17 protein-coding genes and 1 tRNA gene are annotated in these 22553 nt (G+C 46.3%); 7 read left to right on the top strand and 11 right to left on the bottom strand.

The features are described from left to right. The first annotated feature begins 207 nt into the window (after positions 1-207). A complete protein-coding gene (locus tag H6F63_RS21415; RefSeq protein ID WP_190639473.1) occupies positions 208-1245 on the top strand; it encodes a hypothetical protein in 1038 nt (345 codons plus the stop codon). 88 nt (positions 1246-1333) lie between these two features. Here H6F63_RS21415 and H6F63_RS21410 read toward each other — a convergent pair whose 3' ends face one another. From H6F63_RS21410 to H6F63_RS21390, 5 genes are all read right to left on the bottom strand, one after another. Then, entirely contained in the window at positions 1334-1954 is a 621-nt protein-coding gene (locus H6F63_RS21410; RefSeq protein ID WP_190639472.1) for a hypothetical protein, read from the bottom strand. A gap of 205 nt (positions 1955-2159) precedes the next feature. Beyond that, positions 2160-3941, bottom strand: coding sequence for an SUMF1/EgtB/PvdO family nonheme iron enzyme (locus H6F63_RS21405; protein ID WP_190639471.1), 1782 nt, complete (start codon positions 3939-3941; stop codon positions 2160-2162). A gap of 382 nt (positions 3942-4323) precedes the next feature. Then, positions 4324-5187: an ABC transporter permease gene (locus H6F63_RS21400; protein WP_190639629.1), complete on the bottom strand. Its 864-nt coding sequence runs from the start codon at positions 5185-5187 to the stop codon at positions 4324-4326. A 322-nt stretch (positions 5188-5509) separates the two neighbouring features. Further along, positions 5510-6616 carry an extracellular solute-binding protein gene (locus H6F63_RS21395; RefSeq protein ID WP_190639628.1) on the bottom strand — a complete coding sequence of 369 codons (1107 nt, stop codon included), beginning with the start codon at positions 6614-6616 and terminating at the stop codon, positions 5510-5512. Positions 6617-6831: 215 nt separating this feature from the next. Then, complete coding sequence (locus tag H6F63_RS21390; protein ID WP_190639470.1) at positions 6832-7974, bottom strand: ABC transporter ATP-binding protein; 1143 nt, start codon at positions 7972-7974, stop codon at positions 6832-6834. A gap of 363 nt (positions 7975-8337) precedes the next feature. On the opposite strand from H6F63_RS21390, the gene mrdA reads away from it, so the two are divergent. After that, positions 8338-10122, top strand: coding sequence for a penicillin-binding protein 2 (gene mrdA, locus H6F63_RS21385; RefSeq protein WP_190639469.1), 1785 nt, complete (start codon positions 8338-8340; stop codon positions 10120-10122). A 116-nt stretch (positions 10123-10238) separates the two neighbouring features. Here mrdA and H6F63_RS21380 read toward each other — a convergent pair whose 3' ends face one another. Together H6F63_RS21380 and H6F63_RS21375 are read right to left on the bottom strand one after the other, a co-directional pair. Beyond that, positions 10239-11627, bottom strand: coding sequence for a DUF4335 domain-containing protein (locus H6F63_RS21380; protein WP_190639468.1), 1389 nt, complete (start codon positions 11625-11627; stop codon positions 10239-10241). Positions 11628-11712: 85 nt separating this feature from the next. Then, positions 11713-12336, bottom strand: coding sequence for a DUF3038 domain-containing protein (locus H6F63_RS21375; RefSeq protein ID WP_190423466.1), 624 nt, complete (start codon positions 12334-12336; stop codon positions 11713-11715). A gap of 404 nt (positions 12337-12740) precedes the next feature. On the opposite strand from H6F63_RS21375, the gene H6F63_RS21370 reads away from it, so the two are divergent. The 4 genes from H6F63_RS21370 to H6F63_RS21355 all read left to right on the top strand — a co-directional run bounded on the left by H6F63_RS21370 (position 12741) and on the right by H6F63_RS21355 (position 15304). Beyond that, positions 12741-13253, top strand: coding sequence for an adenine phosphoribosyltransferase (locus tag H6F63_RS21370; RefSeq protein ID WP_190423464.1), 513 nt, complete (start codon positions 12741-12743; stop codon positions 13251-13253). Between the two features lie 67 nt (positions 13254-13320). Further along, positions 13321-14382, top strand: a complete 1062-nt coding sequence (locus H6F63_RS21365; RefSeq protein ID WP_190639467.1) for an ABC transporter permease — start codon at positions 13321-13323, stop codon at positions 14380-14382. Between the two features lie 65 nt (positions 14383-14447). Next, positions 14448-14735, top strand: a complete 288-nt coding sequence (locus tag H6F63_RS21360; protein ID WP_190639466.1) for a hypothetical protein — start codon at positions 14448-14450, stop codon at positions 14733-14735. Positions 14736-14914: 179 nt separating this feature from the next. After that, a complete protein-coding gene (locus H6F63_RS21355; RefSeq protein WP_190639465.1) occupies positions 14915-15304 on the top strand; it encodes a low temperature-induced protein in 390 nt (129 codons plus the stop codon). A 371-nt stretch (positions 15305-15675) separates the two neighbouring features. On the opposite strand, the gene H6F63_RS21350 is transcribed toward H6F63_RS21355, so the two are convergent. The 4 genes from H6F63_RS21350 to H6F63_RS21335 all read right to left on the bottom strand — a co-directional run bounded on the left by H6F63_RS21350 (position 15676) and on the right by H6F63_RS21335 (position 21307). Next, positions 15676-15746, bottom strand: a tRNA-Gly gene (locus H6F63_RS21350). 75 nt (positions 15747-15821) lie between these two features. Then, complete coding sequence (locus H6F63_RS21345) at positions 15822-16973, bottom strand: energy transducer TonB (protein ID WP_190639464.1); 1152 nt, start codon at positions 16971-16973, stop codon at positions 15822-15824. 126 nt (positions 16974-17099) lie between these two features. Continuing rightward, positions 17100-20831, bottom strand: coding sequence for a response regulator (locus tag H6F63_RS21340; RefSeq protein ID WP_190639463.1), 3732 nt, complete (start codon positions 20829-20831; stop codon positions 17100-17102). Between the two features lie 143 nt (positions 20832-20974). After that, positions 20975-21307, bottom strand: coding sequence for a hypothetical protein (locus tag H6F63_RS21335; protein WP_190639462.1), 333 nt, complete (start codon positions 21305-21307; stop codon positions 20975-20977). Between the two features lie 461 nt (positions 21308-21768). On the opposite strand from H6F63_RS21335, the gene H6F63_RS21330 reads away from it, so the two are divergent. Further along, positions 21769-22482, top strand: coding sequence for a GNAT family N-acetyltransferase (locus H6F63_RS21330; protein ID WP_190639461.1), 714 nt, complete (start codon positions 21769-21771; stop codon positions 22480-22482). The last annotated feature ends 71 nt before the right edge of the window (positions 22483-22553 follow it).

The raw sequence follows: 22553 nt of genomic DNA, 5'->3' as shown, positions 1-22553 counted from the left end.
TTTGTCAATCGAACAATCATCTTCTTTTCAATATCTACAACCATCAGTAAAACAATGTAAGTTTTACTTATAATTTGAATGAATTGTAATAGAATAATTTTTGCTGTGACTATTCTTCTAGATGACTAGATAAATATTGAAATCGTGTTTGAGTAAGCTAAATTAGTTGGTATTACTTGCTTTATACACAGTTAAGGAGGATGAATCTTGCAAAATAACACGAATAACATAAGAAATAAGAAAGCCGAATCATTTCGCACAACATTACTCATTTTCGGTTGTAGCTTACTATTTTTGGCTCTTGTGACTCCGATAAGCTTTGTTAAGAGAAATGAATCTATAGGTTTCTGGTTTCCAGAGCCAATTCAACACCCTTATAGTTTTTCAATGACTCTTTTTGTTGCTCTTTCCTGTAGTGCTGCGACTATATGGACTTTGAGATATAGAAGACAAGATATTAACCTAGCACTGGTGATTCCAAGCATATTAGTAGGATGTTTGTTAGATTTGCATCTAATAACACATATTGATATAACTTTTGCCGTCTTGGTACTACCTTTTTTTTGGATTAGTATAACTTTTCTAATTCTTGGGATACTCGGCGTAAGTGTATTAATTTCTAAGGTGATTTTCCCTTTATTTCGTAAATATCCTAACTTTTCATCATTTGAAGCTTTCCTGCTATGGGCAGTAGCTACGTTAGGAATAGCTCTATCTCCTTTGTTAATAGGTATCCCAATTTTATTTCCTTTTTTATTCCTTTACCTATCTTGTTTAATCGCCAAACATAAACCACCTTCTCTTCTTCGGAGAACTACTTATTTAATCCCAACTATAACAATAATTCTGATACCATACTTCTTTGCTGTACTTACTAAGCCTACACCAGGATTAATGGTTCCAACCTCAGTTCGTAATGATTGGGGACGTAACAGCTTGGGATATTTTTATGAAGATGTTGTAGATGGACTTAAGAACTGCCAAAAACTAAAAGCTTATATTGGAGTAATCCGAGCAACAGCCCTTGCCGAAGGTGAACAATCATCAACCTGGGATTTTGGTGCGGGGGGTGATTTTGCTCAGTTGACTGTTGAGGTAGTAGGTGAAAAAGGTACTGCAATTGTTAGGAGTTGTTATTCTAAAGGATGTCTTCCGTCAGCTTTCAACCAACCATTTGATTTAGGAGCTATGGTATACGCAAAATCAGGTATAAAAAATTTAGCATATGGGGATATATGTCCTTAATCAACTACCTCATGTAAAATTACTCCGTTTTTTTATACGGCGATGCCATACAAATTGACTCAAAACTAGCGGATTAGAAGCCAATTGCTCAATTTTTCATAGAATGAAATGCTTTAAATGATGTTGCTAAAATCCCCAAAATCTGACTTACTTCATTGATAAAATAGTCTCGCTTATCAATCCAGATGGTTTTATCAGTCAACTTAAGAAACTTCCAATCTGTTCCCGTAGTTACGGCTCCATAGATACTTTCGATTGGGTCTCCACTTCGTTGATTAAATAATTGGGCTGCAACCATTTCAGCAATACACTGTCCTAAGCCAGATTTAATACTTTCATTTTTAGCCTCTGCCAAGGTTACAACTGGAGTCCGAATTTCATAGGATTCTTTTGAGGCAGTAAGAATATAATCGCAATATCCGCTCAAACCTGCTTGCAAATCGACATTGAACTCGGAGCCAGAGAAAAAACCAATTTGAAAATTAAGTATTCGCCTAACCTCTAATAAAACCGGGGCAATAATTAACTCCGCACGCGCCTTTTCTGTATTGATTGCAGTTGCTAAAAATACATTCTCATTTAATGTAGTCTGAAGATAAGAGCTTGGCAAAACTTCTGGAGTACCAGTAAATAAATCAATAGATTCTTCTACGGTTAACCCAAAGGCTTCTCTGACTTTAGTTAAGGTTGTAAAATCACTGTATGCCATAAGCTAGAACTCTATAAATTAAATTAATTACAATAGGGAAGGTTTACGAGCATAGCGATCGCTGTACTCGTCAAATATAAAAAACACTCTAATTCTTATAACCATCAAAAATAAGGAAAGAGCAATTAGCCGGAAGGAGTAGCTAGGAAGCGATCGCGCTCTATCTCACAATCATAGCTAAGTAGTACAGACATTGAGTAAAGGTTTAAGAAGTCCACGTAGAGGCACTAAGCGCAACTCGAAAGCCATAGAATTTGCCCCTACTGTTCAGTACATACCAGCTACGACTTGCACTACGGCATTGAGGAATATAATTCCACGAACCACCGCGCAGCGCCCGCAATGAATTATCTTTACCAGATTCCCACGCACTCCCATCAGCAGGCGCACCATTATAATTGTCATGCCAAACATCAGCACACCATTCCAAAACGTTGCCGTGCATATCGTATAGTCCGAAGGCGTTTGGTGGAAAACTCCCTACGTCTGTTGTATACTGACGATTTTTTCCCTTGGGTGCAGAAGCGTAAGTATAAATTCCGTTAAAATTAGCTAAATCAGTTGTAATTGTCTCGCCAAAGTGGAAAGGTGTGGTTGTTCCAGCACGACAAGCATATTCCCATTGGCTTTCGCTGGGTAAACGATAACTCTTGCCAGTTTTCTTCGACAGACGCGCACAAAATTCTACAGCATCGTGCCAAGATACATTTTCTACTGGTCGTTTTGCACTTTTGAAGCTTGAAGGATCTAGCTGTAAATCTTGGTTCATTGCTGGCAGATTTGCTACTGCTTTCCACTGTGCTTGTGTGACAGTGAATTTTCCCATGAAAAACGGTGCTACAGTTACTTGATGTTGCGGACTTTCATTTATGTTACGTCCCTTCTCCGTGTCTGGAGAACCCATTAGGAAAGTACCGCCAGGAATTTCTACCATTTCTAGTGTCACGCCACCGCCTAAGTCTTCAGAGAAATATTTTGTTTGCTTTCGGCGGCGGTTAGTTTCCCTCCCCTGTGCGTTTACTGTCACCACATCAAAATCAAACGTTTTTAACGGGGAAGCTTGGGAAATTTTTGGATTTGTTGGCGCTACAGATGACTTTTGTGGAGTTAGCGCGTTTAACACCTCTTCGGCTGATTGATATCGCCGTTTAGCAGCTTTTTGAATCATCTTATCTAAGATGCTAGGCAACTCATCGCTTACAGGATTTGGCAAATAATTCTGCCAAACCCAAGCATCCTCATCAGTATCAAATAACTCTAAAGGTTCAACGTTAGTCAGCAAATGAATGCAGGTGACTCCCAAACTATATAAATCGCTGGCAAAAACACCTTTCCCTGCCGCTTGTTCTGGTGCAATATATCGAAAGTCACCAATCACTGTCCCAGTTCTTGCCAATGCGGTTCCCGTAGCAAATTTAGCCGCGCCAAAATCCACCAATACCAGTTGATCCCCCCCTTGAGAAAGGGTGGAACGGAGAATGATATTTTCTGGTTTAATATCTCGGTGAATCACCTGTTTGCTATGAACAAATTCCAAAACGCGCAGCAAGTCTGTCAACAAGCTGCGAATTTCAGTTTCACTGAAAGCACCTTTTTGTTCTAATATATGGGCTAAGTTCTGCCCGTTGATAAACTGTTGCACCAAATATTGATGGTTTTCTTCCTCAAAATGGGCTAACAATTCCGGAATCTGCTGATGATTGCCTAATTCTTCTAGCCGTACAGCTTCTTGATGAAATAACTCTGCTGCTTTATTAGCTGTATTTGTGCCTTGTTGTATCGGGAAAAATTGCTTAATTACACAGGCTGGCTTGGAAGGTTTCGCTTCATCAATTGCCCGAAAAGTCCTACCAAATCCGCCTTGTCCTAGTGGCGCGATCGCACGATATCTACCCAATAGTACCAGCTTCTTTCCGCAACTTTGACAAAATTTGCCATCTTGAGGATTTTGGCACTTCTGACAGACGGGATTTAAGCAATAACTCATAATAATCAGATAAGTAGAATGGGCAATGCCCACCAAAGACGATCATACTGGGTAAGGCTATCTAATTACTTCTGTTGCCTCTCTTCCTTCTTATCTTTCCTTCGCCTAGTAAGCGCTTACGCGCATGGCGAATCTAATGCGGTTTATTTTCTGTGGCTACCGCAAGCGATCGCGTACTTTTTACAGTTTATTAGTTAGGGCTTACTAACCAATTACCTATTACGAAACTTTAAAATTACTATATATGAGCGCACAGATTTCCATTATATAAATGTACCAATTAAACCAATAGTTGTCTAGTACCAATGGCGAATATTTAAGAGATATTTAATTAAACTAAAGGTGCGTTAAGAGAAATTACTAACCTACCGACAAATTCGCCTTACTTTTGTGATGTTGGATTGCCGTATTTGATGAGAAGCGCGATCGCTATACTCACCGCAAAAATCAATACCATACTCAAAGACGAGCCAAATCCCCAGTTTTGAGTCGCGCCTAAAAACTGGTTATAAATTAAGCGAGATACCGTCATACTAGAAGCACCGCCCAGCAATTCCGGATCTACGAAATCTCCCAAAGTGCTAATAAATACCAGCAAAGAACCAGCGGCAATTCCTGGCATAGTTTGGGGTACAGTTACCTTCCAAAAAGTTTCAATCGGATTCGCACCTAAATCAGCAGATGCTTCCAACAAACGGCGATCGAGTTTTTCTACAGAAGCGTAGAGAATCAAAACCATGTAGGGCAAAAAGCTGTAACCCATGCCAATAAAAACTGCTGAACTTTGGTTAAGCAACTCCAAAGCAGGTAGCCCAAAAGTAGTTAACACCGTGTTGAGAACACCCGTAGGACGCAAAATCGTAATCCAGGCGTAGGAACGCAGCAGCGATGATGTCCACAAAGGTAAGACAAAGCCCAATAGCAGCAGGTTCCGCCACTTTGGCGGTGCCATTTGACCAATCCAGTAGGCAACGGGGAATCCTAGCAAAAGACAAACTATTGTAGTGCCAAAGGCAAAGAATAGCGATCGCGCTATCACCTGCAAGTAAACTGGCTGAAATACTAGAGCATAATTATCAAGCCCGCTGGGATTAACCACATCCCCTGGTCGAATTCCTGGGACTAAACTCAGCTCAAAAATCACCAAAGTTGGCAGCACCAGCAACAAAGCTAACCAGATACCAGATGGCAAAAGCAACGCGACTGGTTCCAACCAATTTAAGCCTGGGCGTGTTTTGCTGCCCATCAGAACTGGTGATTCCGGAACTCCATCAGATGGAGTGGGATTGGGGATAGAAGAAGGGGAAGTTGGGGTAGACACAATCTGATTTTGGATTTTGGATTTTGGATTGAATAGTGAAATAATATTTTGGATTTTAGATTTTTATAAATTTAAGCATTGCACTGTTAAAACCAAATACTATAGCAATCCTATACTTTTCAAGGAACCGTCCAGGCGCAACCGGAGCAGGAAAGAAAGAAGTTCATAAATGAGTTGGGATTGCTATATCAGAAGTACAACCTGCCTGACTGGACTAATAACTCTTTAATCCAAAATATAAAATTGGTTACGCACTTGTTAATCGAGTCCAGTAGGCTTCATAAACTTCGGCAACTTTTCCAATAGGTGCTACACCTTCGCAATTTTCTAGTCGCGATTCTGGGGGAAACAAAATTGGATTATTGCGGACTTCTTCTGGTAAGAGGTTGATAGCAGCTTGATTGGGGGTTGCGAAGCTTAAGCGTTCGCATATTTGGGCGGCAACATCGGGTTGTAACAAAAAGTTCATCCAGGCATAAGCGCCTTCTGGATTGGGCGCTGTGACGGGAATTACTAACGTATCCGTCCACAGCGAAGAACCACTTTCGGGAATTACATATTCCAAGTTTTTGTTTTCGGGGATGACTTCATTAGCATCTGCCGAAAAACACATGGCTAGGAGCAAATCATTTGTTAAAATTTGAGTTTTCCAAGCATCAGTAGTGAAGGAAGCGATCGCGGGTTTCAGAATTACTAATTTTTCATACGCCTGTTTAATCTGCTGAGGGTCTGTTGAGTTGTAAGGATATCCCATCATTTTCAAGACAGCACCCATCACTTCCCGAACATCAGAAAGTAACGTCATTCGATTTGAGAGTGTCTGCTTGTTGTCCCAGAGATAGTTCCAATCTTCAGGTGGCTGCTTCAACTTCTGTGTATTGTAAATCAGGCCCGTTGTTCCCCAGCTCAAAGGTATGCTGTAACGGTTTCCTGGGTCATAAATTGGATTCTGGAATCGGGGAACAAGCCGATCTAGACCAACTAAACGCGATCGCTCTAATTCCCTGAGCAAACCCAAATCCACCATCTTCCTCACCGTATAGTCAGATGGGTAAATAATGCTATATTCCCCACCTCCTAACGCCTGAAGCCTCGCTAACATCGCTTCGTTGGAATCAAAGACATCTGCAATGACCTTGATTCCCGTCTCCTTAGTAAAGCGATTTAGCAAATTATCATCTGTGTAACCAGCCCAAGTGTAGATATACAACAACTTGCTGGAACCTTCTGAATTAGCTGGTGCTGAGCGCACTTTGGCAAGCGTCCAGCCGCAACCGGACAAGCCTAGTCCCACGCTTGCGGCGGCTGAGGTCTGTAAAAATTTCCGTCGTGTTATACCATTTTGGATTTGAATTTTGAAGCGATTTTTGGGGAGATTAATTCTTCCCAAATCGCGTAATTTCGGATTCTGGATTTTAAAAGCCTTGGCAATCACTCGCTTTAAAGATCCATGTGTCGAAAATATTTTCCAAAAAGGTTTTAGTTGCCTTGGAAATTTTGGTAGAGCAGTTGGAGGCACAGGAGTTAATAGCAAAAAGGAACAATAAAGAAACGGGAATGAAGCAATTTTTAATTTTTAATTACTGCATTCATTGCCAAACAATCTGTAGTAGACCAGTGGGCATAAACAGGAGTGTTGAGGGCAACTTCGGCTCCTACTATGTTCGGTTGCCTTACCGTCAAGCAATCGCCTGACAATAATTCCACCACATAATGAACATGAGTTCCCATGTACATCATGTGCTTCAGCCGCCCTTCAAAGCAATTGCCCAGACTAGCTGGGGGATACAGGCTTAGCTGAATCTTCTCTGGACGCACGCTTACCACAACCTCCTGATGTGTACCACTGGTATTCCAAGGCTCAGGAGGCTGCACTACAATCTTCTGTCCACTGTTAGTCACAATATTGATGGTCGAATAATCAGACGCTTCGATGCGCCCCTCAAACAGATTTGTATCGCCAATGAAATCCGCCACAAACGGTGTCCGGGGACACTCGTAAATTTCGCTAGGGCTGCCAATTTGCTCAACCTTACCCCCCCGCATCACAGCAATCCGGTCAGAAAGACTCAACGCCTCCTCTTGGTCGTGCGTCACCATCACAAAAGTTAAGCCCAAGTCTTGATGTAAGTTGGACAACTCCACCTGCATTTGTTTACGCAGCTTCAAATCGAGTGCGCCCAAAGGTTCATCCAGCAAAATCACCGCCGGACGATTCACCAACGCCCGCGCTAAAGCTACTCGTTGCTGCTGTCCGCCAGACATTTGTCCTGGGTAACGGTTAGCGTAGGATTCCATTTTTACTAGCTTGAGAGCTTCTTGAACGCGGTCGGCAATTTCTGCTTTTGACAGCTTTTTAATCCGCAACCCAAAGGCGATATTTTCCCAAACATTCAAATGGCTAAACAGGGCATAGCTTTGAAACACAGTGTTCACGGGACGACGGTAGGGCGGTACGTGATTCATTGACTGTCCCTGAATCAGCACCTCTCCCGCCGAGGGAGTCTCAAACCCAGCCATTAAGCGCAAGGTTGTAGTTTTTCCACAGCCAGAGGGGCCGAGAATACTAAAAAATTCTCCCCGGTGGATGTCTAAGTCAACTCCACGAACTGCTGTTTCTCCATTGAATACCTTAAAAACCTTGCGGAGTTCGACATCCAGTTCATCTGTAGTCTCCGGAGAGCGTTGTTCTTTGACAGAAGTTTGAGACATAGTAATGTTTCCCAGCAGCGAGGTTCCACAGAGTTTGGAGTTTTGTGAAGGCTTTGATTAGGGATGCTCAATTGAAAATAGAGCTATGACTTTGGTTTATTTTAGCTGTCGCGCCAACCTGATCAGCTATTAGATTCAAATTTTGCTATTCTGCTCACCGGGTAGTGGGGATTAGGGAGGGGAGGAGGGGATTGAGTGTGAGTGAAAAAAATTCTCCCTTGTCGCCTTTTGCCCGCCTGCGCCGTCTCGTTTAGTAAGGCGTGGCGATAAACTATGTAGAGGCGATCGCTACTGGAAACTACTCCAAACTACAATAATTCATTCGTTTCCCTTTTAAAGTTAATAAACTGACATCTTGCTGCTATGACCTTAATCCAGCCTTCCTCAATTGGGCGTCAATCAACCACCCGCTCTGTGGGCAGACAATTTCAGTCTGTCATTATTATGCTGTTCGTTACCACGCTCTTAGCGGGTGGGATTGGCTCTCGTTTGGTGTATTTGCAGATGGTTGAGGGCGATCGCAATCGCGCCCTGGCAGAAAACAACCGGATTCGTCTGATTCCCAAACAGCCAGCACGGGGAACGATTTTCGACCGCAAGGGTAGAATCTTGGCAAGTAGCCGACTGTCTCACTCAGTTTTTCTGTGGCCTATTGCCCAAAAAGAGAAACCGTGGACTGAGAGCCGGAAGAGGCTCTCCGAGCTTTTAAATATTCCTGAGAGCGAAATTCAAAAGCAGGTGGAAAAAGCAGGCTATAACTCTACCTCACTGCTACGGATTGCCCGCGACATCAATCCGGCACAAATCACAGCCCTAGAAGAGTACAGAAGCACACTACAGGGAGTAGAGGTGGATATTGAAGGGGTACGGAACTACCCCAACAAGGAAGTAGCCGCTCACATCTTAGGCTACACGGGTGAAATGAACGATGAAGAACTGCAAGGGCGCAGAGATGAAGGCTATCGCCTGGGTGATGTGATTGGTCAGATGGGCGTGGAGGCGGCTTTTGAGAAAGAGCTGCGAGGAGAATGGGGCGGCCAGCAGGTTGAGGTGGATGGTGCGGGTCATGTACAGCGGATTTTGGGGCAGAAAAAAGCCAAAGCTGGGAAGGATGTGCAGTTAACGCTGGATCTGGATGTTCAGAAGGCAGCTGAGAAGGCGCTAGGCGATCGCAAGGGCGCGATCGTAGCAATGGACCCGAATAATGGTGCTATCCTGGCGATGGTCAGCCGTCCAGCCTTCGACCCCAATGTTTTCTCTAAGCGGATCACGCCTGAGACGTGGAAGAAAGTGCAAAGTAGGGGCAACCCCTTCGTTAACCGCGCTTTACGAGTCTTTCCCCCAGCAAGTACCTTCAAGATTGTCACGGCTACTGCTGCTATCGAATCGGGCAAGTATTCTCCAAATACAGTATTGGCAACCTATCCTTACCTAACCGTTGGTGGGATTCGGTTTGGTGAATGGAACCATGCCGGATTTGGCCCATTGGGATTTGTCGGCGCACTGGCCATGAGTAGTGATACCTTCTTTTACCAGATTGGCAAAGGTATAGGCGGCCCAACCTTGATTCACTGGACTCGGCAGTATGGCTTTGGTGAAAAAACCGGGATTGAGTTAGGGACAGAAGAATTACCGGGACTGGTTGCTGATAATACTTGGAAGCAGAAGCGATTGAAGCAGGAATGGACAATTGGAGACACGGTGAATATGTCTATCGGTCAGGGGTTCTTGCAAACGACACCGCTACAAGTTGCTGTGATGTTTGCCGTCCCTGCCAATGGTGGTTATCGGGTCAAGCCTCACGTCCTCAAGGATAATGAAGAGTCTAAAAATTGGCGAAAATCTTTGAACATGAAACCCGAAACGCTGCGGGTGGTACGTCAAGGACTGCGGCAGGTGGTAACTAGCGGCACTGGCAAAGGTGTGAATGTGCCAGAGCTTCCCCCAATTGCGGGTAAGAGTGGTACAGCAGAGGCTCCACCGGGATTGTCTCATGCTTGGTTTGGTGCCTATGGGCCTGCGGACAAGCCGACTATTTTGGTTGTTGCCTTTGCAGAACACTCTGGCGGCGGCGGCGGCAAGGTGGCAGCCCCGATGGTACGACAAGTTTTAGAGGCTTATTTCAAGGTGAAGAAGCCAAAGAAGTAGGGATTGGGGATTGGGGATTGGGGATTGGGAATTGGAAGGACTCTTACCCAGCCCCTAACTCTTAGCCCTAGTCCCTAGTCCCTAGTCCCCAGTTCCCAGCCCCCAGCCCCCAGCCCCTATTCTCGAAATTGTTCCACTTCAACGACACCGTTGGGTTTAAATACCACCTGGAATTGGGCCAGAGGTTCTTGAGGGAGGGTTGCGGCGCTTTGGTTGGGGTTGACTAAGTTAGGGAGCGGAGTTTGCTTGACATAATCATAGCCAGGCTGATTGTACGGTTCGTAGTCAGCGATCGCGCCGTCTTTGTTCACAGCAACTCGATAGACTAAGTTACGCGGAAAGGCGACACTTTCTTTTTTCCAGTTCCCGTTGATTTGACTTTCTAGCTGAGTTTTTAAACTCTCCAGTTGGGTCGGATCGGTAATTTGTGGCCCTAAGCTGGGTTCGCCTGTATAGCCACGCCAAGGACTGACTTGCAGAACGCCTGTTCTGGTAAACACAACTTTGAACTGACCGATAGGATCGCTGCTTGTCGTGCTTCCTCCGGCTGGGATGTAAAGCAATTCTGGCAGTGGCGTGTCAGAGGCGCGATCGCGTGCTGCTACATTGACTGGTTTATAACCGACAATGGCTCCATCTTGGCCCACGCCGACGCGATAAATTAACTGTTCGCTAAATCGGCGGCGCTTGCCAGACCACGTCTGGGCAATTTTGTCATACAGTCTCCGTTCCAAAGCCCGCAGCTGGGTAGGATCGGTAATTTCTGGCACTGATGTCAGCAGAGATTCCAGATTCGTCGCATCAGCGCTTACTGGTGTCGGACTTATAGTTGGCTCTTGCGAAGCTACGGGACTAGCAGGCGTTGTGGCGCTGGCATTCGGCTGGGCGGAGGGATCTTTAGGTGGCTCGACATTGGGAGGCGGTATCACAAAGAATGCGATCGCTGCCAGCCCCAAAATTGATACCCCTACTGCTGCTGGTGCCGCGCGCTGTGCCACTGGCACTTCCGCCTTAGCATAGCGCTTAGGAACAGGCGCAATTGACAGGTTTATGTCTGGTAGCGTCCTGCTATCCGCCAAGAACTGATCCACCGCATCCACCAAATCAAACAGCTGCACTGTGGTCAAATCCACTTGCCTAGCCGAGTTAGCAGTCGAGACACCTGCTGTGTTCGAGTCGCCAGCACTTCCTGGCATCTCAACACTTAACCTGTGCAGATGGTCATTAACTCTATGCAACTGCACTGTTGTCGGCTTGTCCTGAAGGTTGTGCCAGTGAGGAACCCCACTCAAAAATTCTTGTGCATAGTTACTCACTGCCATCACCAAACTTTCAAAAAAGTCGCGTCCCCCGGTTAACGGCTTCTCCTGACCAGCAAAACGGCACTCAGCATTAACCAGGATAGACATTAATGGTCGGGCATCCACCTGACCGGATGTGCCATCGCTCAACCCTTCTAGGATTAGCGTGCAGTTAGGCAGACTGTACGGACGTCGAATAGTCATCTTTAGTTGTTAGTTGTTAGTTAAAGTATTGCTAATTGTTCAAGATCCATTAGCCATTAGCCATTAGCTAATGACTAATGACCAATCACACTTCGCCATCAAACAGACTGCTCCAAAAGCGTTGCATTCCAGACGTTCCCGTACAGAATAGCAACTCGCTCAACAACTCCATTGCCAACTCGTTCAACTTGTCATCAGAATTGTAAATGGCGACAGCAGCGCGACGCGGATTCATCCGACTCCGGAAGTGGGCGCGGAACCGTTCCAGATACTCAGACAAGCGATAATGATGTTCCAAGGGCAGCTGCTTTTCCCGGAGTTGTTGATAGGCAAATAGCAGCTGTCGGATCAAGACAGTCAACCGCCGCGCCAAGTGGCAGGCAATTACTACCAGCGCCTTAGCTTCAACAAACGTCAGCAAACGTCGAGTATAAGAGCGTCGCAGGGGGTTGGTGCTACGCAATCGCCAGAGGTTCACCCGATTTTGGATAACTCTCTGGAGTTCCAGATCCTGGGATATTTTTAGCATTGCTTCAGAACCCCCCAGTTCCAGGGCTTCTATTGCCAGTAAAATCAGGTCAATCTTAGTCCTTGTTCGACGCGGACACACACTAGACGCGATTGGTGGGTCAGGGAGACTGTCCAGAATCAGTGGCATTGACTCTTGCAAAGGACTATTTAATGGCATTACGCTCACAGAACGATTCATTCCAAATAGCAGGGCTGTTGAACTGGTTGATGGCTTGCACCAATCTAAAACAAATTGGACGCTTGAACTCAATGACTTCTAGCTGTTAAGTTTGTGTCCATCGGCTACCCAGTAATTCATATGCACAGCCCAATTTTACAGAAATCAGGATCTCTTAATCCTAAATTTGGAGTCATCGGGTCGGGCCGTTGGATGGCTGTCTTGGGCTGTAATTGAATCAAACAGCTACCACTGAGAAACTCAATAACTGCTGCAAGCGTGTTTTGAGTGTTAAAAATGCTCCGAAACCGTGCAACCTTCTAGTGTACGATTTTCCAGGTAGATAGTTGCACATTCTGGATATAGTTTCGCTGGGAATGGCAACGATGACGAAAGTTACCCACACCCTTTTTTTTAAAGCTGCTATGGATCTCAAGTCTCTGATTCGCGACATTCCAGATTTTCCCAAGCCAGGAATTTTGTTTCGAGATATAACTACGCTGCTGCGAGATCCGGAGGGATTGCGCTTCACTATTGATTCTTTAACGGAAAAGTGCGCCCAGTTTTCCCCGGATTATATCGTTGGGATGGAGTCGCGGGGTTTCATCTTTGGCGCACCTTTAGCGTACAAACTGGGAGCTGGGTTTATCCCTGTCCGGAAGCGTGGGAAGCTACCTGCTGCTGTTCATGCGATTGAGTATGAATTGGAATATGGGATGGATCGCTTGGAGGTGCATCAAGATGCGCTCTTACCTGGAAGCCGGGTTTTGATTGTGGACGATCTGATGGCGACTGGTGGAACTGCCAGTGCTACGGCCGAATTGGTGCAGCAAACGGGCTGCACGTTGGTGGGATTTGGCTTTATCATCGAGCTAAGGGATTTGAATGGGCGGCAACGACTGCCTGATGCGCCAATTGTGACGTTGGTTGAATATTAGTAATTAGCTGATTGAAGTATTGCTAATTGTTTAAAAGCCATTAGCCATTAGCCAAACTTTGTGTTACATGACTTCTACTAGAGATTCTTCAAGAGAAAATAGGTTCAATGCTAGTTTAAATTGGCTCAGAAGGCTGCTTGCTGGTGAAACTTTTCTCTACGTGGTGAAGCGGTTGTTACAGGCACTTTTGACTTTGTTGCTGGCATCAGCTTTGAGTTTTGCAATTATTCAGCTGGCTCCTGGGGATTATTTAGATACTCTGAGGCAAAATCCCAAAATTTCGCCAGAACGAATTGAGGAATTAAGACAACAGTTTGGTTTGGATAAGCCAGCAATTGAGCAGTATCGGCGTTGGTTGTGGCAAATTGTGCGCTATGGAAATTTTGGCACCAGTTTTGTCTATCAGCGTTCGGTAGCATCGCTGTTGTGGGAGCGCATCCAAGCGACTTTGGAGTTGGCGATCGCTTCTGTAATTTTGACATGGGCGATCGCTATCCCTCTGGGTATCGTTGGCGCTGTTAACCAAAATCGGACAAGCGATCGCATTCTGCAAGTCCTCAGCTACGCCGGACAGGGATTTCCCAGCTTCATCACTGCTTTGTTGCTGCTGCTTCTGGCGCAGTACACCTCCCCCTTCTTCCCGGTCGGTGGTAGAACCAGCATCAATCACGCTGACTTGTCCTGGTTTGGCAAAATTTTGGATATCGGCTGGCACATGATTTTACCGACTTTGGCGCTCTCTATCACCAGCTTTGCTGGTTTGCAGCGAATTACCAGAGGGGAATTACTCGATGTTCTTCGCCAAGATTACATCCAAACGGCTCGCGCTAAAGGACTCCCCGAAAATCGAGTCATTTATGTTCACGCCCTCCGCAATGCTATTAATCCTTTGGTAACACTATTGGGATTTGAATTTGCCGGTTTGTTAAGCGGTGCTTTTATTGCAGAATTTTTCTTCAACTGGCCTGGATTAGGGCGTTTGATTTTGTCAGCAGTTACCGCTCAAGACCTCTATTTAGTAATGGCAAGTTTGATTATGGGCGCTTTTATGCTCATTGTCGGCAACTTATTCGCAGACTTGCTGCTCAAAGCCGTTGATCCCCGAATCAAGTTGGAAAATCTTAAATAAGCTAACGGCTAATTGTTGATGACTGTTAACAATTAGCCATTAGCAATTAGCCATTAGCAATTGATATGTTTTCCCAAATTTATTACCTAATCCGTTCCAAAGTTGACGGGCAATACATTGCCGCAAAACCAGATAAAACTGCAACTGGAGCGGGTTATTTGTTGATGTTTAACGAAGACTTTGACGCTCTAAGCTATCTCAACACCCACGCTCCGGATGTGGCAAATCGTTTCGCTATCGAATCAATCTCTGGAAGCCAGATAAAAGGTTTACTCCAACGGTGGGGTTTTACTGGAATTGGTGTAGTGGAAGATCCTTTATTACCCAAAATTCAGTTTTTATTGCCGAGTTGAAGGTGAATATTGCCTTTTATTGCCTTTTATAAAGATTTATTGCATCTATACCTACCTATAGATGTCAAAAGCTCCATAATTTGAGCAAATAATAGATGGCGTTCAGGCAGTTACTTCGTCTGAACTGGTTAATAGCCTTAATGCTTGCTAATTTCAACAAATTGGGAGAGAGGTACTGTATGAAATCGATCCGCTTCAACCTATCTGCCTGGGTACGTCCAGTGCGTTTGGTAATAGCTGCCGTTGCGTGCGCGTTCCTAGTATTTTCCTATGCGACACCAGCTTTCAGCGCCAGCAAGAATAACCCGCCTACCGGAATCAGTGGCACCCAAAGTAAACCCTCAGATGGAGAAGCAAATCTGCTGGACATCGAGCTGAAATCCCAAGAGGCGGTTCTGTCAAAACCCTACTCGCTAGAAGAAACCCAGAAGGAAGCGGCTAAGGGTCTGAATGAAATTCAAGGGGACTCTGATATTGAGAATATGAAGCGCCCTGAAAATACCCAAGGCGTTGACTCAATTGAACAAAAGATCGAGAAGGCTCTGGAAGCCGTTACGGGCAAAGACTAGAGTTAGAATCAAGACTCGGTGCGCTAGTATCCGTCGAGTGCGGGTGTGTGGCGTTATCACGAGGATACTGACTCCAGGCTTGTTGTTAATTTGTTATATCAAGTCTGTGGAATTACCCATAAGAAAAAGGCCTCTAGAGAGATTTTGACTTCCCCAAAGTCGCCTCTTCCCTATTAGGGGTGAGGTTCCTTTGCTATTAGGGGTAATTTACCGGACATGATAAAAAGAGGCAGATTTTTATATCTGCCTCTTTTTGTGCCTCAACTGATTAGATAGTAGCGATCGCGCCGACTATACCCTGAGCTAATGGGAAAAGCGCGATCGCTCTTGAGCCGATAAAATACTGTCGTTTTTCCACCGACAATTCAAAAAGCGGGTAGCGAGAATCGAACTCGCATCATCAGCTTGGAAGGCTGAGGTTTTACCACTAAACTACACCCGCGAAAGATGTATGTTGCCATACTAAAACTAGATTACCATAAATTCCCGATAGTTGAGCAAACAATTCAACATTTTTTCATCTAGAGAGAGGGGAAACTCTGATAGACACATCCAGTAAGCTTTGGACGGGTTGACCCTCGGAGATAGCGGGGTTAAATTTCCAGTCTTGGATTATACCCCTAACAAACTGGTCAGCGGCGAAATTTCCGTTACCTTGCACGACGTTCGTGGATATAACTTCCGCTTTTCCGTTCTCAGAAATTAACAATCTTACTTCCAAGACTAAAGGCTCCCTTGGAGTCTGTGCAGTTGCCGGATAATTCAGGTCAGAAAACTGTTTTTGCGATCGCTGTGGCTCAGCTAGCTGGCTAGGCTCGTCCCTGCCACCGTTACCAGAACGGACGTTGATAAAGGAGGCAACAACGCCTGCACCTTGGCTGGATCCCGACGACGAGTTGCCTGGGTTAGGTTCAGGTGGTGCTGATGGTAGAGGATTCGGTGCAGCGGGCGGTGGAGGAGTTGTGGAGGCAGGAGCCGGGGGTGGTGTTGTTCTTGCTGGCGGTTGGGAGGCGGGAACAGGGGATCGCTGCTCATTCGCCGGATATGGCGTACTTCTGGGTGCTGGTGTTGTTGCGACTGGACGATCGGCAGGGAATGGTGGTCGCTGCTGGGGTTCCACATTAGGGTTGGGTGTAGGCTCTATGGGTCTGGTGCTGACATCAGGACGAACCACCTCCTGCTCTCTTTGCTGGCTAGAAGGCACAGCAGCGTCGGAATTTTGAGTTTGGGATGGAGATAAAGGCGGGTTTTGCTGGGTAGCGGTGGAGTTTGAGGGAGGAGATGGAGAACGATTAGCTGTTCTTAAGCGACGCTGGCGCTGGCGTAGTGGGCGGCGAGTCTCGGCTTGTGGCTGCAAGGAAGCTTCCGAAGCTGTTATTAACTCAATGGGAATAGGTGCTTTACTCACCTCAAAAAATGCAGATAGCGCCGTCATCCGCTGCAATATCCAGATTGCCAGCACATGAAGGAAAATAGAACCCAGGATGAAATTTACCCACAACATTAGTGGTTCGGAGTGCTGCCGATTGTTTGTCTGAGTAGGAGTATTGGGGTTGATTGGTTGTGCCATTCTCAAAAGCAGAACTGTATTTTTAGAATCATGGGCAAAACAATTATTACCCTGCGATCGCACTAGGAACGCCCCAAGGGAGGAGCGAGCCTCCGCCACAGAGAAAAATTACAGAGAATGTGAGGCTTCCGCCTGACGCGATCGCATTCCGAAGCTCAGCTGGGGAACGAGAAAAACTTCTACCTCGCCTCCTAACTTTTGACTCCTAACTTAACACTGACAACTCTAAGCCTCAGGAATTTTTTGCGGATTCACGGCAAAGCTGAGAACAGTTTCATCGATGCCTTTGAGGGTGAGTGGACTTTGCTTGGTCATTTCATCTTCGTCCAGGTAATCAGCAACGGCGGCAGAAACGAGGATGCTATTGGGTTGGGCTGCTTCTTGAAGACGAGAGGCGATATTAACACTAGGGCCAACAGCAGTGTAGTCAGATCGTTCGGCACCGCCAAACATTCCTACCACTGCGGTTCCCTGGTGGATGCCGCAGCGAAACTGTACAGGGTTGCGTCCGTTAGTGCCAACCAGACCATCTTCGATCCATTTTTGGTTAAGTAGCTCTAGAGAGGCGTGCATTTGTCGTGCAGATGCGATCGCTCGTCGTACCTGTTCGTTGGGTGTTAGTTCCTCTGGCGCTCCAAACAAAGCTAACACGGCATCTCCGACAAACTTATCTACTGTGCCGCCGTTATCAAATACAGCTTTGGTCATAGCTTCCAGATACTCATTGAGCAATTCTGCCACCTTGCGCGATCGCAAGTTGTTTGCCAGCTGAGTAAAGCCCACAATGTCACTAAACAAAACGGTAATCAATTTGGGTTCCGGACTCAAATCCAGCTTTAGTTCCCCTTTTGCCGCCTTCTGCACCATTGATGGTGGTAAAAAGCGCTTCAATACCGACTCTGTTAAGTAACTATTTAGCTCTAAAACCCGGCGCTCATTTTCCTTGAGAGCCAGTAAATTCCGTACTGAGGATAACAATTCCCGGTCATTAAACGGCTTGGCTAGATAGGCATCTGCCCCTCTACTGGTGCCTTCAATTCGAGTTTCCTCGTCCACTTTAGCGGTGAGCAAGATAATCGGTGTCCCCTTCAATTCCTCCTGTTCGCGGATCATCCGAATCATATCCAGACCCGACACCAAAGGCATCATCAAATCCGTCACAATCAGGTCAGGACGACGATTTCTCGTTATGGTGAATCCTTCGTCCCCGTTGCGTGCTGTCCAGACTTGATAGCCTTCATTTAGCAGAATGCGAGATACATAGGTTCGCAGATCCGGATTGTCGTCCACCACCAAAATAGAGGAGATGTGGGAGGAGTGATGAGTTAGGAGTGATGGGTTAGGAGTTGAAGATTCTTTTAACTCCTCAGCGTTAACTATTAACTCCTCACTCTCAAGAGCTTCTTCTTCTATCTCCAGGTCGGCTAATTCTACCGCAGCCCGATTGAACTGCACTTCGGTTGGCACTTCCAACACTTGATCTAACGGTAGGTGAGCTGTACCAGTTTGCAGCCAAACAGTAAAGGTGCTGCCTTCTGTGTAGACTGAGCCTATGGAAATTTGACCGCCGTGCAGTTCCACCAGTTCTTTCACCAGCGCTAAACCTAAACCACTGCCTTCGTAGGATCGGTTAACTGACCCTTCCGCCTGCCGAAATCGTTCAAAAAGATGGGGGATTTGCTCTGGGCGAATGCCAATGCCAGTGTCTGCAATCTGTACTCGGACGTGATCCCCAGCAGATTCAACCGTGACGGTAATTGTACCGCCCACGGGAGTAAATTTCATGGCGTTGGACAGAAGGTTGTAAAGTACCTTGTCAAATCTTTCCAAATCTAAGTAAACCGGAAGACAGGGACTGGTGTAGGTAAGCAGATTCAAGCCTTTTTTCTCGCAGTAGGGGCGAAAGGCTTCGACAATTGTCTCGACAAATTCCACCAAGTTACAGGGGCGGAAACTAGCCTGCATCTTTCCGGCATCAAGTCTTTGGATGTCCAGCAGTTGATTTACCAGTCGCAGCAGGCGGCGGGAGTTGCGGAGAGCGATCGCAGCTTGATCGTAAGGTAAATCTTGATGCTGGTTGACAGCTGACTCCAAGGGCCCCAGCATCAGAGTTAGAGGTGTCCGGAACTCGTGAGAAACGTTTTGGAAAAATTCGGTTTTCTGACGGTCTAATTCTAATAATCGCTCTGCCTGTTGCCTGGTTTTTTGGTAGAGTCGGGACTGTTGAACTGCGATCGCTGCCTGCGCTGCCACAGCTTGAGCTAATTCAATCTCCGATGCGTGCCAGCGTCTCGGTTTGTGCGTTTGGCGCAGCGTAATACTGCCAATAATCCGACCATCCGAGAGTAACGGCACCACCAACAGCGCCCGCGCCGGACTCCGCAAAGGCAGATCAAACCCATTCATTTCTGGCTGTTGACCCAAATCGTCAATTACCACTGGTTGTTGCGTAGAGAGTAGTTGCTGCAAAACCGGATTACCAGCAATGGGTACCACTGACTGGGGTAATTGAGAATTCTTAGCTTCATGTTTTGAGTTTTGATTTGTCGAGGCAGTGCCTGTGAAAAGCTTTGAATTATAAGTTAAAAATTCTGGCTTTTGAAGTTCGATAACCGACTCCGCGCCCATAGCGTCGTCCATCACACGGATCTCTGCTCCGTCATACAAGCCGACGCACTGGACAAACTCATCTTCCTCCCTCCAAAGAGACAAAGCACAGCCATCTACCTGCAAAGCTTGTCCCAGCTGTTGAGTAATCGCCGCAAAAATATCCTGCGGGTCAAGACTGGAGCGGATAGCCGTGGTAATGGTATTGACAAGCGCCTCTCGACGTGCTAAGTAGGAAACTTGCTCATATGCCCGCGCCTGAGAAAGAGCTAAAGCGGCTTGATCCGCCACCATTACTACCAGCTGAATTTCATCATCCTGCCATGCACGCGGCTCCCCACACTGATGTAGTGCCATCACTGCCATCAATTCCAGTTGGCAATACAGTGGCACCACTAGGCTAGAGTGAATGTCCTGCTTTCGCATAGCCTCAAGCCGTTGCCTGATTTCCGGGGTATGAGCGCTTAATCGCTCATCAGTTTCAACATCATTGATTACTTCCACATCCTGCGTTTCCCACACCAACTGACCTAGACCTGAGTTGGTGTCTTCGTCTTGCTGCTCTCTATGTGAATCTAGAGAAGAAAAGGACGCAGGTATGAGGACAGAGGACGCACTGGTGTATTCTTCCAGCGTCCTAGCTCCTAAATCCTCACTTTTGCCTTGTGCCTCAGTTTTTAATCCAGAAGTCAACAGTCCTGATAATCGCCCTTTGCCGTTTGCCTCTTGCCTTTCATAAATAAACCCTTCATCTGCCATCTGGTCTTCTTGGAAGGGACGCAGAATACAAACACTCACCTCCAACATATGACCGACTGTTTCTACAATCGTCTGGAGGACTTGCCGCAGAGGGGAACCACCCCCGCCTCGGTACTGGGCATTGCGAATTGTGTTGGTGACTGTATTCAGCAGCGATTCTCGGCGCAGCGTCCGGCAAAGTTCCTCAGTGCGAACCTTCAGGACGTTGTGGGTATCCATTGCCTGCTGCACCAGCGCTTTTAGCTCGGCAGCGTCCCAAGGTTTTGTGACGTATTTGAAGACCTTGCCAGCGTTGATGGCTTCCACCAAGTCTTCGACATCGGTGTAACCTGTCAAAATAATTCGGATAATGTCTGGGTACTGAGTAGCAGTGAGGCTCAAAAACTCAGTACCGCTCATCAAAGGCATACGCTGATCCGAGATGATCACCGCAACATCGCCCTCGGATGCCAAAATTTCCAGGGCAGCTGGGCCGTTATCTGCCCTGAGTACCTTATAGTCTCGATGGAATGTTCGGTAAAGCAGGTCGAGGTTGTCTGGTTCGTCATCGACAACCAGAATTTTCGGCTTTTTGCTGCCTTGGGATTTCATGCCCCGCTCTCCTGCTGTTGTAGCGCGTAGCTCGTACATACGCCCATGCGGTTTAAAAATAGTATCCTCATGCACAGATTCTTCCAGGGATCAAGATGGCTTACGGACGTAAGAGGAAGACGAATTATATATATATAAAGCTACTATCCCCATATGACTGTTTCCGCCTCCGGAAGCTGTGGCCAAGCCAGGCGATGCACCCCAATTGATCTTAAGTTTTTAGTTTCACTTTTGCCGCGTCCTCGGCTGTTCTGAGAAAAACACCCTAATGCTACCTGATGCTCCCCGATATTATATTGGGCGTAGGCGACACTAGCGTATATGCCCTTAGGCGCTAGATTTTGAAAAGTCGCTTCTCTAACACCGATGCTTGTTGCGGTAGGGCAATAGCTGTTCTCTGTCGTCAGGCAACTGGCAACTAAGGTGTCCCACTCAATTAATTTAATTATTTTTAGGGGAGAAAATGCACTTCTCACTTGCTTTCTATTTAAGATACTCGCTCTGGATCAGTTTCTTTAATTTTTGTGCGGGAACCTCAGTTATAACTGGTTTAACCCACACTTTCATTATCCCGACACCAAATTGTCAGACAACAGGCTATTAGCGGAATACCTCCAAGAATGCTGCTGCTCCGGATATAAGCTTACTCTGCCTAGTCTATGACGCTGCCTGTACTCCACGGGGTCAATGCACTCCTTGTACAATAGTATCCTTGCTGGAATAAAAGCTGCTCTTGAAAGTCAAGACGTTTCGGTAGGGCAGGTGGTTGCCAAAAAAAACTCTTATTGGAATAGGTAAAGCTTAAGGGATGGGCGGCTTTTGGCATTTAGTCGTTGCCAAAAGCGGGAATGGCGGCGAAAAAAGCTACGCTCAAGGAGGGCTATTTACCTCTGATGACCAATATTGAAGCGCGAAAATTTGTACAAAATGATCTACGATGAAACCTGCTAGAGATCCAACTGGGCTAGCTCCTCACCACTGCTTTCCTTTAGTTTTGCACCGCCAACCCGAAAAAGACGTACAACCCAAAATTGCCTCTCACTTTATTATCCGGACGGCCCGCCAAAGCGATCTAACAGGTCTGACTGAGATCCTGGCGGATAGCTTTCACCCGCGCAATGGGATTTGGAACTGGTTCTATCCTCTTTTTCGATTAGGAATTTATGAAGATTTGCGGAATCGGCTGCGCTTGGCTCCTGAGAATTACATTTGTTTAGTCGCTCTTGAGCCTATCTCTGGCGGCACTAATCACGGAAATAGCGATCACATCTACTCCCAACCCTCAGAGTTTGAACACGCTGACGATTCTGTGGTAGGCACTGTAGAAATGGCGCTCCGTCCCTCTTCCTGGCAACCTTGGGGTTCTCAATATCCTTATATCTCCAATTTGGCTGTCTACAAGGCGTGTCGGCGGCGCGGCGCAGCGCTGCAATTGCTACGCTACTGCGAGCGAATAGCTCTAGAGTGGGGTTTTGAAGATATCTACCTCCACGTTCTCGAAAACAATCATCAAGCTAGGCAGCTTTATCTGAAGGCGGGATATGAACTGCACAAGGTTGATCCCAGCTGGAGCGACTTGCTGTTTATGCGTCCCCGAAGGCTGTTTTTGCACAAACACTTGACTCCTAAACTCCAAAACCACAACTCCTGAAAAAAGCGTGAGATTGGAAAACAATTTTCATCCCTTGAATGCGTAGGGACACGGCATTGCCGTGTCCCTAC

The organism is Trichocoleus sp. FACHB-40 (genome assembly GCF_014695915.1).
GTDB lineage: Bacteria > Cyanobacteriota > Cyanobacteriia > Cyanobacteriales > FACHB-T130 > Funiculus > Funiculus sociatus.
The sequence above is the reverse complement of the archived record's forward strand: the minus strand, read 5'-3'. Positions and strand labels throughout refer to the sequence as shown.